We start from the raw sequence: 13,720 nt of genomic DNA on the forward strand, positions 1-13,720 counted from the left end.
TCGACCGGAACGGTTTTGACCGTCCTTCAATTTCGCGCTTTTGTACGGCTTGTGCAGACATTTGCAGGTCGTGCAAAGTGTTTGGTGGTAGTCTTTAACGATTATGCCGATCGTACCGCCCGTGGTCTACAATTCGATCGCTGGACCACTGAGGCCTTCCGCGAAAAACGACGGTGGAATGGTTATTCATCGCTCTCAAAAAGCTCGGAGATCGGTGCGTCGTGCTCGTCCTGAATTAGCTTCTTCCCGTCAGCCATTTTGGCGAACAGGTAATACAAGCCTGGTATGACGAACACCCCGACCAGAGTGCCCATCAACATCCCGCCCACCGCCGTCGTTCCGATGGTTCGGTTTCCAATCGCCCCCGGACCGGTTGCACGAACAAGTGGAATCAGACCGGCGATGAACGCGAATGAAGTCATCATGATCGGTCGGAAACGCAGCTTCGCACCTTCAATCCCAGCATCTTTGATCGGCACGCCCGAACGACGACGTTGGACGGCAAACTCAATAATCAAGATGGCGTTTTTGCCCAACAATCCGACCAGCATCACGAGGCCGATCTGTGCGTAAACGTCGTTGGCGAGCCCCATCGCTTTAAGGAAAAGAAACGAACCGAACAACCCGATCGGCAGCGAAATGATGACCGGCAACGGAAGCAGGAAGCTTTCGTATTGGCCGACTAGCACCAAGTACACGAACATGACCACGATCACGAAAATGTACATGGCGGTGTTCCCGGCTCGTGCTTCATCATAGGCGAGACCACGCCAGTCGATGTCATAACCACGTGGGAGCGTTGCCGCCGCAACTTCCTGGACCGCTTTGATGGCCTCACCACTACTAACGCCGGCGGCGGGGGCGCCTTGAATGGGAGCCGTCGGATAGAGGTTATAGCGACTGATTTCGTTGAGACCTTGTTGCTTCTCGATTTTCATGAAGGCCGAATAGGGAACCATTTCGCCTTCGTCGTTCCGCACGAACAGGTTCTCCAGGTCTTCGGGATAGCGGCGGTATTCCGGCTTAGATTGCACATAGACTTTATAGAACTGACCGAAGCGGACGAACCCCTGTTCCCAGGTGCTGCCGATCACGATCGATAGGTTGTCCATCGCATCGCGAATGGTAACTCCTTTCTGCATGGCGGCATCGTTGTCGATCTTGATTTCATATTGCGGATAGCTACTCGCGTAGAACGTAAATAGCCCTTTGAGTTCTTTCCGCTCGGCCAGTGCGGCCATGAAATCGTCGGTCACTTTGCCAAGTGCTTGGTAGTCGCCGCTGTTCGTCTTGTCTAAGAGGTTCAGCGAGAATCCACCAGCCGCACCGAATCCGGGAACCGCGGGCGGTTCGAAGAATTCCAGTTTAATGTTTGAGATCGCACGACCTCGTTCTTCGAGTTCTTCGATGACTTGCTTCGCGGTCTTGTCCCGTTCATGCCAGGGCGTCAAGTTGATGAGACATGTGCCAGCGTTCGAACCGCGGCCTTCGGTTAGGACTTCGTAACCGGCGATAGAAGAGACCGAAATAATCTCATCCATCTCCTTACAAATCGCTTGCAGTTCGTGACACTTCGCGTTCGTGTACTCCAAGGTCGATCCCGGTGGAGTTTGCACGATCCCATAAATCATGCCTTGATCTTCCTGAGGGATGAACCCGGTCGGCAAGACTTTGTTCACGAACATAATGCCATAGCAAAAACCGCTGATGATGAGAATCGTTAGAATTCGGCGAGTAACAATGCCGGTGACAACCCAGGTGTATCCACCGGTGACTTTCTCAACACCGCGATCGAATACATGCAGAAACATCCCCAGCGGACCTCGTTTGACCTGACCGCCATTGCTGCCGGAGAACACGGCTCGAAACGAGAGAATGGCAAGTAGCGAGATGACTCCAACAATCGTCCAAACAATTTCATCCGTAAGTGGTAATTGTTCGGAGACGATTTCATGAACGATTTCAACGTGGAACAGAAAATAGCATCCTGCACCGACTGCGGCTCCCAACAGGACGCAAATCAACCCTCTTAGTATTCGCGAGATGCTAGGGCCGGTTCTGTTGAGTCCGCGATTGATGAACCCGACAAGTCCGCGTTTCGATTGTCGCCCATGAGGTTTCAAAATCATTGCGCACAGTACCGGGGTTAGCGTTAGGGCGACGATTCCCGACAACACGATCGAGACGGCCATCGTCAACGCAAATTGCCGGTAGAACACACCGACCGGACCCGGAATGAACGTCACCGGGATGAACACCGCGGTCATCACGAGCGTGATCGCAATGATCGCCCCACTGATCTCATGCACGACTTCTTTCGTCGCGGCATACGGGCCAAGGTGTTTCGTGTGCATTTTCTCGTGGACGGCTTCCACGACCACGATGGCATCGTCAACCACGACCCCAATCGCAAGCACCAATGCGAATAAAGTAATCAAGTTGATAGACATGCCGAAAAGCAGCATGAAGAAAAAGGCACCAATCAGAGAGACCGGAACCGCGAGCGTTGGAATCAACGTGCTGCGGAAGTCACCGAGGAACAGATATACGACGAGCGACACGAGAATAAATGCCTCGAACAACGTGTGCAGCACTTTCTCGATGGACGCGTCTAGGAAGTTCGACACATCGTATGTCACGGCGTAGTCCATGCCTGGCGGAAACGATTCCTTCTTAATGCGTTCCACGGTGTCCTTGACCTGCTTGATCACTTCCGAAGCGTTCGACCCCGGTGTCTGCTTCAGGACAATTGCGGCCGCGGGATTCTTGTCGATGTCGGAATAAAGATCATAGAACGACGATCCTAGTTCCACGTCAGCCACCTGACCTAGCCGCAGGATTTCCCCTTCACGATTCGCTTTGAGAATAATCTGTTCGTATTGCTCCGGCGTTTCATAGCGACCAATCCAAGTCAACACATACTCGATCGTCTGGGATCGTGTTCCAGTCGCTTGACCGAGTCGTCCTGGCGAACCGATCATGCTTTGTTCGTCTAATGCTTTCATTACGTCTTCGGCGGTCACCTTGTGAGCTCGCATGCGGTTGACGTCGAGTTCGACACGCATCGCATACGATCGGTTGCCAAGAATGTTAGCTTGGCCCACGCCGGGAATTCGCTTGAGTTCATTCAGCACGTTGACCGTTGCATAGTTGTAGAGAAAGTTTTGGTCGACGCTCGGATTGGTGCTGAAGATGTTGAGGTACATCAACATACTGGTCATGTTCTGCTGAACGATGATCCCTTCCCGTTGCACAATCGGGGGAACATTATTCTTCACCGCTTGAACGCGGTTATTGACGTTCATCACCGCAACGTTCGGATCGGTTCCCGGTTCAAAGATGACTTGAATCGTGCCTTCACCGGCACTAGTGGCGTCTCCCATCATGTACCGCATATTGGGCACGCCGTTGATGGCCTGTTCCAAGATGACCATTGTCGAGTCGATGAGGATTTTCGCGCTCGCACCGGGATAAGACACCGAGACACTCACACTCGGCGGTGCGACCGATGGGAACTGAGAAATCGGCAGCGTAATGATCGCCAGTCCGCCCATGAACAAGATGAGCAGCGAGATGACAATCGCGAGTGCCGGGCGGTGCAATATTTTTGCAAACATGATGGGCCAAACGTACCTCGAACCTGCCTGTGAAACAGGTTCCGTTGAAGGACAAGTTGTGGGTGTGAACGAGAGATTCCCGGCTCGTGCAGACCGGGATCGTGTTATTCGGCGTGATTTTTGAGGTTGGCGAGGATTTGATCCGGTTCGCGAAACTCGAATTCCGCTTTATCACCATCACGGACTTGGAGTTTGCCCTCAAACACGATCGTGTCGTTTTCGTCAACGCCTTCTTTGATGACGTAGATGTCTTCCAATTCTTTCTCGACCACGATTTCGCGCTGCCGAACGGTTCCGTCTTCTTCGATGACGAAAACATACTGCTTTGCCAGAATATCGAACGTCGCTCGCTGCGGAATGACGATCGCATCCTTCAGTTCGCGGTGAATCAATACCGTTCCTGTTTGTCCGTTTCGCAACAGACCTTGAGGATTTGGGAAGTCGGCTCGGAACGCGATGTTGCCGGTTTCACTATTGAAGTCGGCTTCGATCGCACCAATCGTTCCGCGATGCGAAAAGATAGTACCGTTGGCGAGCAGCAGTTCAATCTGAAGCCGTTGGTCTGCGTCGTCATCGAGTTCGGCTTTGTAGTCGAAGTATCGCGATTCCGGAACGTTGAAGTAGACCCACATGAGGCTGTTGTCGGAAAGTGTCGTCAGGACTTCACCTTCTTCAATCAGGCTGCCCTGCTGATGGACTTGACGGTCCACGATTCCGTCAAACGGCGCTTTGATATCTGCGAAATCGAGTTCCGCCTTGGCGAGCGAAACTTTCGCTTGCGCCTTTGCAAGCTTGGCAGCCGCGAGTTTCAGTTCCGGCTCCGAAATAATGTTCTGCTGGACCAATCGTTTGGTGTTGTCATATTCGACCTGGGCAAGTTCCGCTTCGGCCAAGTCCGAATCGAGTTTCGCCTTGTAAAGCACCGGCAGAATTTTGAACAGCAACTCGCCTTTTTTTACCGATTGACCTTCCTGAACCGGGATCTCCTCGAGATAGCCACCTTCCAGGGCTCGCACTTCGATATGTCGACGTGAATGGATTTGGCAGACGTATTGTTGCGTGCTGATGACATCTTGCCTTACCGGTCGAGTGGCAATGATTTTGTGTTGGGGGTGATGCTCGCTACCGGCATGCTCATTGTCCGCGTGTTGGCCGTCCTTGTGCTCTTCGACTGATTCGGCAGAGTGCGATGACGCCGCAATATGATCCTGGATTGCCTGGTAAGCCGGGACGGAAAATGCCGACACTGCAACGCAGATCGCGGAGAGCAAAAGAAACTTCATTACAACAACACCTTTTCGCGTGTTTCACTCTGTGGTTGGAAGACTCAGTCAGGTGGGCTTATGATTGCCGGATCGTGGGGGGCCGACGGATACCGAGCGTGGTAGCCGTGACAAAGTGCAATTCGCGTACCAGTTTCCGCGTGGAATACTTGGTGACACGGCGATTGCATTGCGATTTTGGGATCTGTGTCGACATCGAGGCGAAATCCGCGATTGGATGCCTTAGCTGACGTGCTTTGTGACGGGGGAAACGGCGGAATGACGTGACATTTGCTGCACCTCTGCATCGGCTTGCAGGACTTCTGCAGATTCTTGCAGACTCGGTTGATTAAAATAGGAGCCATCTTGCATGTTCCATAGCAGGAATTCGACATCCGCGAGAAACCCACGCTGGATGATTGTGGGGCTGGCGTTGTTGAGCCTGACAGCCTTGGTTGTGACTGCGTGGATTCTTGCCGACTTCAGTCACGAGCAAGAGATCGTGGACGAACTCACTCGGCACCTGCCCGCCAGCGATCTTCCTGAAGCCTACGAGTTGGCCGGCGAACTCCGGCTGCAATGGCGGCTGACGGTACTGTTGATCCTGAATCTTGTTGTGTCCGGCGTTGCACTGACACTTCTCGTACGTGCCTATGTCAGTAGCGAACGTTCCCTACGAGACATTCGTGTTCTAGCAACGGATATTCTCGCGTGTCTCGATGAAGGCATTATCACAACCGATCGCGATGGCATTATCTTGAGCATCAATCCCTACGCACGGAAACTTCTGAGTCGCGACGACGGCGGAATAGGAGTTGCATTGCAGGAAATTCCTAGCGAGCATGCCGCCCTGAACGATATTCGGCGTCGGGTCCTCGACGAGCAGGAAAACATCCGTGATCAAGACTATACCGCGATGAACAATGGTAGCACTCGACACTTGCGGGCAGGGTGTAGTCTCCTGCGAGATCACAACCAAAATCAGTTAGGAACGGTATTGCACGTCCGTGATGTCACTGAAAAAACGTTGATTGAACAGCGTTTGCGTCGCATGGAACGCTACATGGGGCTCGGCTCATTGGCTGCCGGTCTTCAACATGAGATCAAGAACCCGCTGAGTGCGTTGTCGTTGCATGTTCAACTGCTGTCCGAAGCATTGGAAACAGAACATCCAACGCCGGCGGTTTTGGAAATGCTGGACGTCCTGAAAACAGAAACGCGACGCATTACGGCTGTGCTGGAAGGATTTCGCGATTTTGCTTCAGTGGCGAAACTAAGTCGAACAGAGGTCGAGGCCGCGCGATTGGTCGAGAAACTCGTGCGGCTCATCGAACCTCAGGCTCGCAATCAAGGAATCGAAATCAACGTTGATCTGCCACCGAGCGTCGAAACGGTATTGCGTGTCGATTCGGTTCGGATCGAACAGGTTCTGCTCAATCTTGCCATCAACGCAATCGCAGCAATGCCAAACGGCGGTCGGATGAAAATCAGCGTACGGGTTTCACAAGATTCCATCGAAATCGATTTGGCGGATAACGGACCCGGCATTCAAGAAGAAATTCGGGACCGTGTGTTCGATCCATACTTCACGACGCGAAGCACCGGGACTGGTATGGGACTTGCACTTTGCGAGAAAATCATCCGTCAACACAATGGAAATATCGATTTTGAAACCGGCCCCACGGGAACGGTGTTTACGGTTTCACTACCACGAAATGGTGCGTCATGAATTCCGACGACTTTCGCATTCTGATCGTCGATGACGAACTCAATATCCGGTCCGGGCTGGAAAAAGGTCTGTCGAAAGAAGCGGATTCCATCGAAACCGCCGCCGATGCTGAGGAGGCCCTTGCGAAGTTTCGTTCGACGGCGTTTCAATTGGTGATTGCCGACGTCCGACTTCCCGGCAGTTTGAACGGTCTGGAACTTATTGGACAGATGCTTCGTAGCCGTCCTCAAACGACGGCCATCGTCATCACTGCCCATGGAACCGTTGAGACAGCCGTGGAAGCCATGCGGATCGGCGCGTTCGATTTCGTCACAAAGCCCGTCGATCTCGAATTGATTCGCGAGCAAGTCCGCAAGGCCCGTGAACATCATCGGCTGCGATTGGAGAATTGCGAGTTACGCAATCGCTTAGCGAGTGCCGGGGAAGTTTCAGGGATCATTGGGAATTGCGCTGCGATGCAGGATGTGCTCCAGCAGGTTCGACAAGTTGCAGCGACCGATGCAACGGTTCTGATTCACGGCGAGAGCGGAACTGGGAAGGAATTGGTGGCGCGTGCGTTACATGATCTCAGTGACCGGAGCGACAACGCGTTCATTGCAGTCAATCTGGGGGCGTTGCCTGAGACACTTTTAGAAAGTGAGCTGTTCGGCCACGAGAAAGGTTCATTCACAGGAGCATCGCGACAAAAGCCGGGTTGCTTCGACCGGGCCAAGGGTGGCTCGTTGTTTTTAGATGAAATCACTGAGATTCCTGCGAAGTGCCAGGTGGATTTGTTGCGGGTTCTAGAGTCCGGTCAGTATTGCCGAATTGGAGGCGAGGAAATTCTGCAGAGCGATGTCCGGCTGATCTCTGCGACCAACAAGACGGCACAGACGGAAATTGACGAAGGTCGGTTTCGCGAAGACCTGTACTATCGCCTCAACATTGTCCCCATTCAAATTCCTCCGCTTCGTCAACGTCGCGATGATATCCCACTGCTAGTTGAGCATTTCCTCACGCACTTTTGCGAACGCCATCGTCGAGAACCGAAAACGATCACCACCGATGCCATGCAGGAGTTAACGTCTGCTCAATGGCCCGGCAATGTTCGTCAGCTTCGCAACGTGATCGAGCGTTTGGTCGTGACCGTTCCGAGTAGCACCATTCGGGCCGAACACATACCAGCCGAACTTTCGCTAGCGAATCCGAACGTTGGAAACACAACGCCGACCTCACTGATCGCCGCCGTCGAACAGGCTGAGAAAGCTGCGATTACCGCCGCCCTGAAAGCCTGTGAATGTCACCGTGAGAACACCGCCAAACTGCTCGGCGTGAGTGTTCGCACTCTGCACTACAAAATGAACCGCTACGGTTTGCACTAGCATCAAACGCATACCGTTTGCGATTTGTTAAGTGACTTCCAGCCGATTGGTAGTTCGAGCACGGTCGTTGATGACCGCGTTCGTTGACATTAGTCGTCGTTCTGCGCATGCCAGCCCACGTCGTCTTCGCATTTCGCGACGCAATACTGTAACTTGCATCCTGAAAACCATCATGGCCATACAACGCCCCGCAGGAGGCCCGCATGTTACAACCAATCCGTTTGCTCGCATTCATTCTTTTACTACCCGTTAGCGTGTTCGCGTCTGATGGGAGTCACAACGTGCATTTGCGTAGCGACTTCCAGAATTGCCGGGGTCAATTTGAACAGAAAAAGTCCGGACATGTCGCTTTCATCGGCGGTTCCATTACAGAGATGAACGGCTACCGTCCGATGGTTTGCGAGTTTCTCCAACTGCGGTTCCCGGATACGAAATTCAATTTCACGGCTGCAGGTATCTCATCGACTTGCTCCACGACTGGGGCTTTTCGGCTTCAGCGGGATGTGCTTAGCAAAGGACCAGTCGATTTGTTCTTCATCGAGTTCGCCGTCAACGATGATCAAGACGCCGGACACGCCCGTCGCGAATGTATCCGAGGAATGGAAGGCATTATTCGGCAAGTTCGCAGGCATAACCCGCACGCAGATATCGTAATTACGTACTTTGTGAATCCTGATATGTTGACAACGTTGCAAGCGGGAAACACTCCATTGACTAGTGATAGTCATGAAACTGTTGCCAAACACTATGGTGTTACTACTGTCAACGTGGCGAAGGAAGTGGCCGAGCAGATCTCCGCCGGTAAACTTACTTGGCAAACCTACGGCGGCACGCATCCAAAGCCTGCTGGTAATCGCATTTGTGCCGACATGATTGCCCACCATCTGTCAAACGTGTGGGCAAAGCCACTTTCCGCAGATGCGACGAAACATGCACACGCCATGCCCGCGAAACCACTCGATCCCAATAACTATGGACAAGCCAAGTTTGTGTCTCCGAAAAACGCGGAAGTCGTGAACGGATGGAAATGGGCCGTCCCTGACTGGAAAAACCTGCCAGGCAGCAAACGCTCGCGGTTTACTGCGATCGACATGTTGAGCGCCGAACAACCTGGTGCGGAATTGAAACTCACCTTCAACGGCAAAGCGGTTGGTGCTTACATCGTGGCCGGCCCCGATGCAGGGATTGTCGAAGCAAGCATTGACGACGGGCCATTTAAGCGGTTCGACTTGTATCATCATTTCAGTTCGGGTTTGCACTACCCACGGAGTGTGATTTTTGCCGCCGACTTAGAACCGAAAGAGCACACTCTGAAACTTCGCATTGCAAAGGACGCAAACAAAAAGAGTGTGGGTCATGCGATGCGAATTATTCAATTTGAGGTCAACGAGTGAGGCTCGTTCCTCGCTTATCTGAGTTTCGATCGTCACGGTTTCTGTATTGTAAGTACCGGCAGACGAAGGCCTATCTGTATCTTCTACGGATCAGAACGTGATCGTGGGGCTAATACGTTCTATAACTCAATGCCTTTGCGATTCCCTCGCAAACTTCGGAGAGTCAAGTATGAAAATGCAAAAACTCATTTTGATCCTGATAGTATGTTGTTTCAATAACCGCAATTTGCTTCATGCAGAACATCCTAACATTCTCTGGATCAATGCCGAAGATATGAGCCCGCATTTGGGCTGTTATGGGCATCCCGATGCTCATACACCGAACATTGATTCGCTAGCCCGTGATGGCATCGTTTACCGCAATGCCTTCGCGACTGCTCCCATATGCTCACCGTCGCGTTCGTGTCTAGCCACTGGCTTATACGCGACAAGTTTAGGGACGCAACATCTGCGTTGCGAGGTTAAGCTTCCCGATCGTGTGGTTCCGTTGGCGAATCGAATGCGAGAACTCGGATACTTTTGCACGAATACAGGAAAGTCCGATTACAATTTCAATCCTGATGGAATCTGGGACGAGTGGTCCGGCGATATCGCACCCTGGCGGAAACGAAATGCAGGACAGCCCTTCTTCGGGTTTGTTACCATCGGTGAAACTCATGAGGGGCCTACCAATCTTCGTGATCGCTACGACGACGCTGTCAAGAATCTGCCCCGCCATCTACGACACGATCCTGCCGAAGTGAGTATTCCACCGTTCTACCCTGACACACCTGAAATACGCACGATCTTCGCTGGATTGTACGACTTGGCCACCGTATTCGACCGAAAAGTTGGTGATATCGTTGAAGCATTGAAACAGGACGGCGAGTTAGAAAACACGATTATATTTGTGTTCGGCGATCACGGAAATGGTTTGCCACGCTATAAACGTTGGTTGAATGACTCCGGACTTCGGGTGCCACTCGTTGTCTATCTACCGCCTCAGTTCCGTCATTTGACTAGCGATGTCAATTTCGTTGCAGCTGGCAATGAATTGGAAGAGTCACAGCAAGGAAAGTACCGCACGACCGATCGGCTAGTCAGTTTCGTTGATTTCCCCGCTACTGCCCTTCGACTAGCAGGTGGGAATGTGCCGTCCGTGCTGCAAGGCATACCATTCTTAGGCGAGAAAACTGAAGAACAACGCAAATTCGTCTTCGGAGCAAGAAGCCGCGCGGATGATATGTTCGAAGTGTCCCGTAGTATCTCCGATGGTCGGTTCATCTACATTAGACATTTCCTCCCGCATTTACCTTATATTCAAGACTCTGTAATTTTCGATGATCGGAAATCGTCGTTTCGGGAGTTGCGAAAGTTATATCAAGCCGGCGAGCTTGATGCTCATGCCAAGCGGTTGTGGGCCAGACAGAAACCTGTCGAAGAATTTTACGACCTGCGTTCTGATCCCCATGAACTCGTCAATCTTGCGAAATCAAACGAGCATCAAGAAACGAAGAATGAACTAGCCGACCGGTTGCGACGTTGGATTCTCGAATCTCGTGATAGTGGCTTTCTCACGGAGGCGGAATATCAGATTCGAAGTGCTCGGAACGGATCAACCCCATTCGATGTTTTGCGTGATCCGTCACTCAACTTGAACGCAATTTTGGAAATGGCGTGGTGCGTTGGGGACGAAGAGACCTCAGTCGAAAGAATTCAAACGGGTCTCGAACATCAGGAATCTGCAGTTCGGTATTGGGCGTCGATCGCGTGTACCGTGCGGTTGAAGTCTTCAACCGAATCGAAGCAGGAGTTCTTCCGCAAAGTAAGCCCGTCGTTAGTGAACGCCTTGAACGACTCGTCCCCCTCGGTTCAAATTGCCGCCGCGGAAGCGATACTCTCTGCGAAAACTATGCGAACTGCACAACCTTTAGCGCTCGAGACACTGGGTGAAGTGCTCCAAGATACAAGACCTTGGGTTGCGCTTGAGGCTGCGAGCACACTGGCAAGGCTGGGAGAACAGGTTCAGCCGTTGGTGAAAGTCATGAAGGATGTCTGCAACAAGAATCGATCAGCCCCCGGGTCGAGACGTCCCTACAAGGATTTTAATTATGCATCCTTCACCGGTTGGGCACTTGAAACCGCATTAAAACGATGCGGCGAGAGCGATTTCGTAGAAGACATCAACACTAATGATAGGTAGATGATTGTTCTAACATTGAACTCGTATACTGCGCCGTAGCTTACTTATCGAACTCGGTGGTCGAACGTCGATCTATTCGATTTTTTGGGTACCGTATCCCGACCAAACCCATTCAATGGCATGGGGTAGAAACTGTTCTTTCGCGTTGCGGATCCCATGCCCCGCGTTTCGACAGAATAGGTACTGGTATTCATAGTCTTTCTCTTTTAGCACCTTCGCCATGCGGTGATTGGCTTCGACCCAATCATGCATACCATCCCGCATCACGTTGGGGTTGAGTAGATCACGGTCACCCACAGAGATAAAGATCCGAATCGGCTTCTTGGGACTATTCGGGATGATCGTCTTATGAAATCCCCAGGCACCGTCGGGGAACTTGGGATCGAATGGCCACGCCTGATTGACGAACGTTCCAGAAGTCGTCAACACACGACGATAAAGATCGGGGCGAAACCAGGCCATAATGAGTGCCGCTGAACCGCCGGAACTTGAGCCCATCGCCGCCCGTCCCTCGGGATCTTTCGTTAGCTGGACATGACAGTTTTTCTCGACGCGTGGAAGGACCTCGGTTTCAATGTATTCCGCAAATAGCCCGGACATATTGTCGTATTCTCGTCCCCGTTGATGACCCTGTGCATCACCACCGCCATTTGCAATTTGAATAAGTACAATGGGAGGTATACGTTTCTGAGCGATGAGGTTGTCGAGAATGCGTGGAAGCGTCATGTTTGGCTTCCCTTTCGGGCCATCATGTTCCACCATGAACGGTGCGACGGTATTCGGTTGATACCCCGCCGGAATGTAAACCGTGATTTGGCGTTTATAGTCAATTTCGTGAATATCAACGATCAGTGTCTTTGGGTTGCTCGGGTCGACAGTACCAAACTTTTTGCGAGCGATACCCGGGTTGAAGATTTTGGTGTCTCGAGAATCGATGGTGAATTGCACCACCTTGCCCTGAGGGACGCCCTTTACGAGTTCTCGTTCGGACGCAGGCACATATTCAGGCCCGATGACGAAATTATCGTACGCATCGAGTGGGGGGTTCTCACCCGTTTTGAGAACCTTGAACGGCGGGGCACCCGGCGCATCAAACTGACGCACTGGAGGAGCGGCCACCGCGTAATTTTGAATGGTGATGATGCAAACAAGAATTGCTAAAGTCTGTTTATTCATGCCTTCGATTCCGGAAAGTCGTTGTGAGATGACAATGAGCATTGATCAGCGATTGAAAATCTTTTCGCTCAACGAATCATCTGTTGCTTAGCGAGCCATTTGAGTGCACCTGTTTGCCAGGCGTCCCACATCGGTCCCTTGTAGCCGTTGAGACCATGCCCTCCCGAAGGAAGTTCTAGATACTCTGTCGGCACTTTGTGATCTTTCAACGCTTCATGAAACATCCGGCTGTTCGCAGGAACCACGACTTTGTCATCTAAGGCATGAGCAAGGTATGCAGGTGGGGTCTGTGGAGTGACTTGGGTTTCGTTCGAAAACAGTTCGATCATTTCAGTTGAAGGACTTGAACCGAGCAGGTTTCGTTTTGATCCTTGATGAGTGTGCTCACCCATTGATATGACCGGGTAGATAAGTATCAAAAAATCAGGCCGACAACTTTGCCGTTCGACAAGGTCAGAGCTTTTCGAGTTACCGGCATCGAAGTGTGTTCCTACGGTGGACGCGACATGCCCGCCTGCTGAAAACCCAATAATACCAATTCGTTTTGGGTTCAGTTTCCAGTTGGTCGCATTGGCACGAGTAAGACGAATGGCTCGTTGGGCATCGTGCAGCGGAACGAACGAACGGCCGTTGGGAAGTTCGTACTCCAAGACGATTCCCGTAATTCCATGCTTGTTCAGCCATTTCGCGATCCCATGGCCTTCCGCCCCTGTGACCAGTCCGCGATATCCACCACCTGGACAGATCACAATTGCAGTACCGTTCGGTTCGCTTGGGTGGTGGACGGTGATTTTTCCTTGGCTTTTCGGAGGACTTCCAGGCCACAACGACTGTTTCGTAGGCTTCATCGCGTTGTCTGCTCCGATGGCTAGTTGGAATGCTCCGAAGACTAGCAGGCAGAGTGTCATCGAACTCAGAAAGCTAAGGCGGCTGTGAATGAGCGACTTTTCAATCATTGGTGTGAGACTCTCGATAGGACTCAAGGCTGTGGTTCTCGAA

General features: G+C 52.0%; 8 protein-coding genes. 4 read left to right on the forward strand and 4 right to left on the reverse strand.

Annotated elements, in window-relative coordinates; genetic code table 11:
* Window positions 1–182: 182 nt before the first annotated feature.
* Both AC5DDB_RS05545 and AC5DDB_RS05550 read right to left on the reverse strand, forming a co-directional pair.
* Complete coding sequence (locus AC5DDB_RS05545; protein ID WP_491738693.1) at window positions 183–3,617, reverse strand: efflux RND transporter permease subunit; 3,435 nt, start codon at window positions 3,615–3,617, stop codon at window positions 183–185.
* Between the two features lie 104 nt (window positions 3,618–3,721).
* Window positions 3,722–4,900, reverse strand: coding sequence for an efflux RND transporter periplasmic adaptor subunit (locus AC5DDB_RS05550; protein ID WP_491738694.1), 1,179 nt, complete (start codon window positions 4,898–4,900; stop codon window positions 3,722–3,724).
* Window positions 4,901–5,249: 349 nt separating this feature from the next.
* Here AC5DDB_RS05550 and AC5DDB_RS05555 point away from each other — a divergent pair, with 349 nt between their 5' ends.
* The 4 genes from AC5DDB_RS05555 (at window position 5,250) to AC5DDB_RS05570 (ending at window position 11,545) form a co-directional block, all read left to right on the forward strand.
* The gene (locus tag AC5DDB_RS05555; protein ID WP_491738695.1) at window positions 5,250–6,608 is read left to right on the forward strand and encodes a two-component system sensor histidine kinase NtrB; all 1,359 of its coding nucleotides are present in this window, start codon (window positions 5,250–5,252) and stop codon (window positions 6,606–6,608) included.
* Entirely contained in the window at window positions 6,605–7,969 is a 1,365-nt protein-coding gene (locus AC5DDB_RS05560) for a sigma-54-dependent transcriptional regulator (RefSeq protein ID WP_491738696.1), read from the forward strand. The genes AC5DDB_RS05555 and AC5DDB_RS05560 overlap by 4 nt, the downstream gene beginning before the upstream one ends.
* Window positions 7,970–8,172: 203 nt before the next feature.
* On the forward strand, window positions 8,173–9,363 hold the full coding sequence (locus AC5DDB_RS05565) for an SGNH/GDSL hydrolase family protein (RefSeq protein ID WP_491738697.1): 1,191 nt from the start codon (window positions 8,173–8,175) through the stop codon (window positions 9,361–9,363).
* A gap of 169 nt (window positions 9,364–9,532) precedes the next feature.
* Window positions 9,533–11,545: a sulfatase-like hydrolase/transferase gene (locus AC5DDB_RS05570; RefSeq protein WP_491738698.1), complete on the forward strand. Its 2,013-nt coding sequence runs from the start codon at window positions 9,533–9,535 to the stop codon at window positions 11,543–11,545.
* A gap of 72 nt (window positions 11,546–11,617) precedes the next feature.
* On the opposite strand, the gene AC5DDB_RS05575 is transcribed toward AC5DDB_RS05570, so the two are convergent.
* Both AC5DDB_RS05575 and AC5DDB_RS05580 read right to left on the reverse strand, forming a co-directional pair.
* Window positions 11,618–12,721 carry an alpha/beta hydrolase gene (locus AC5DDB_RS05575; RefSeq protein WP_491738699.1) on the reverse strand — a complete coding sequence of 368 codons (1,104 nt, stop codon included), beginning with the start codon at window positions 12,719–12,721 and terminating at the stop codon, window positions 11,618–11,620.
* Between the two features lie 68 nt (window positions 12,722–12,789).
* The gene (locus AC5DDB_RS05580) at window positions 12,790–13,677 is read right to left on the reverse strand and encodes an alpha/beta hydrolase (RefSeq protein WP_491738700.1); all 888 of its coding nucleotides are present in this window, start codon (window positions 13,675–13,677) and stop codon (window positions 12,790–12,792) included.
* Between the last annotated feature and the right edge of the window lie 43 nt (window positions 13,678–13,720).

Source organism: Thalassoroseus sp. (genome assembly GCF_984380535.1).

Coding starts and splice junctions, on each gene's coding strand:
- AC5DDB_RS05570 (WP_491738698.1), top strand. CDS start 9,533: ATGAAAATGCAAAAACTCATTTTGATCCTGATAGTATGTTGTTTCAAT.
- AC5DDB_RS05560 (WP_491738696.1), top strand. CDS start 6,605: ATGAATTCCGACGACTTTCGCATTCTGATCGTCGATGACGAACTCAAT.
- AC5DDB_RS05565 (WP_491738697.1), top strand. CDS start 8,173: ATGTTACAACCAATCCGTTTGCTCGCATTCATTCTTTTACTACCCGTT.
- AC5DDB_RS05550 (WP_491738694.1), bottom strand. CDS start 4,900: ATGAAGTTTCTTTTGCTCTCCGCGATCTGCGTTGCAGTGTCGGCATTT.
- AC5DDB_RS05555 (WP_491738695.1), top strand. CDS start 5,250: ATGTTCCATAGCAGGAATTCGACATCCGCGAGAAACCCACGCTGGATG.
- AC5DDB_RS05575 (WP_491738699.1), bottom strand. CDS start 12,721: ATGAATAAACAGACTTTAGCAATTCTTGTTTGCATCATCACCATTCAA.
- AC5DDB_RS05580 (WP_491738700.1), bottom strand. CDS start 13,677: ATGATTGAAAAGTCGCTCATTCACAGCCGCCTTAGCTTTCTGAGTTCG.
- AC5DDB_RS05545 (WP_491738693.1), bottom strand. CDS start 3,617: ATGTTTGCAAAAATATTGCACCGCCCGGCACTCGCGATTGTCATCTCG.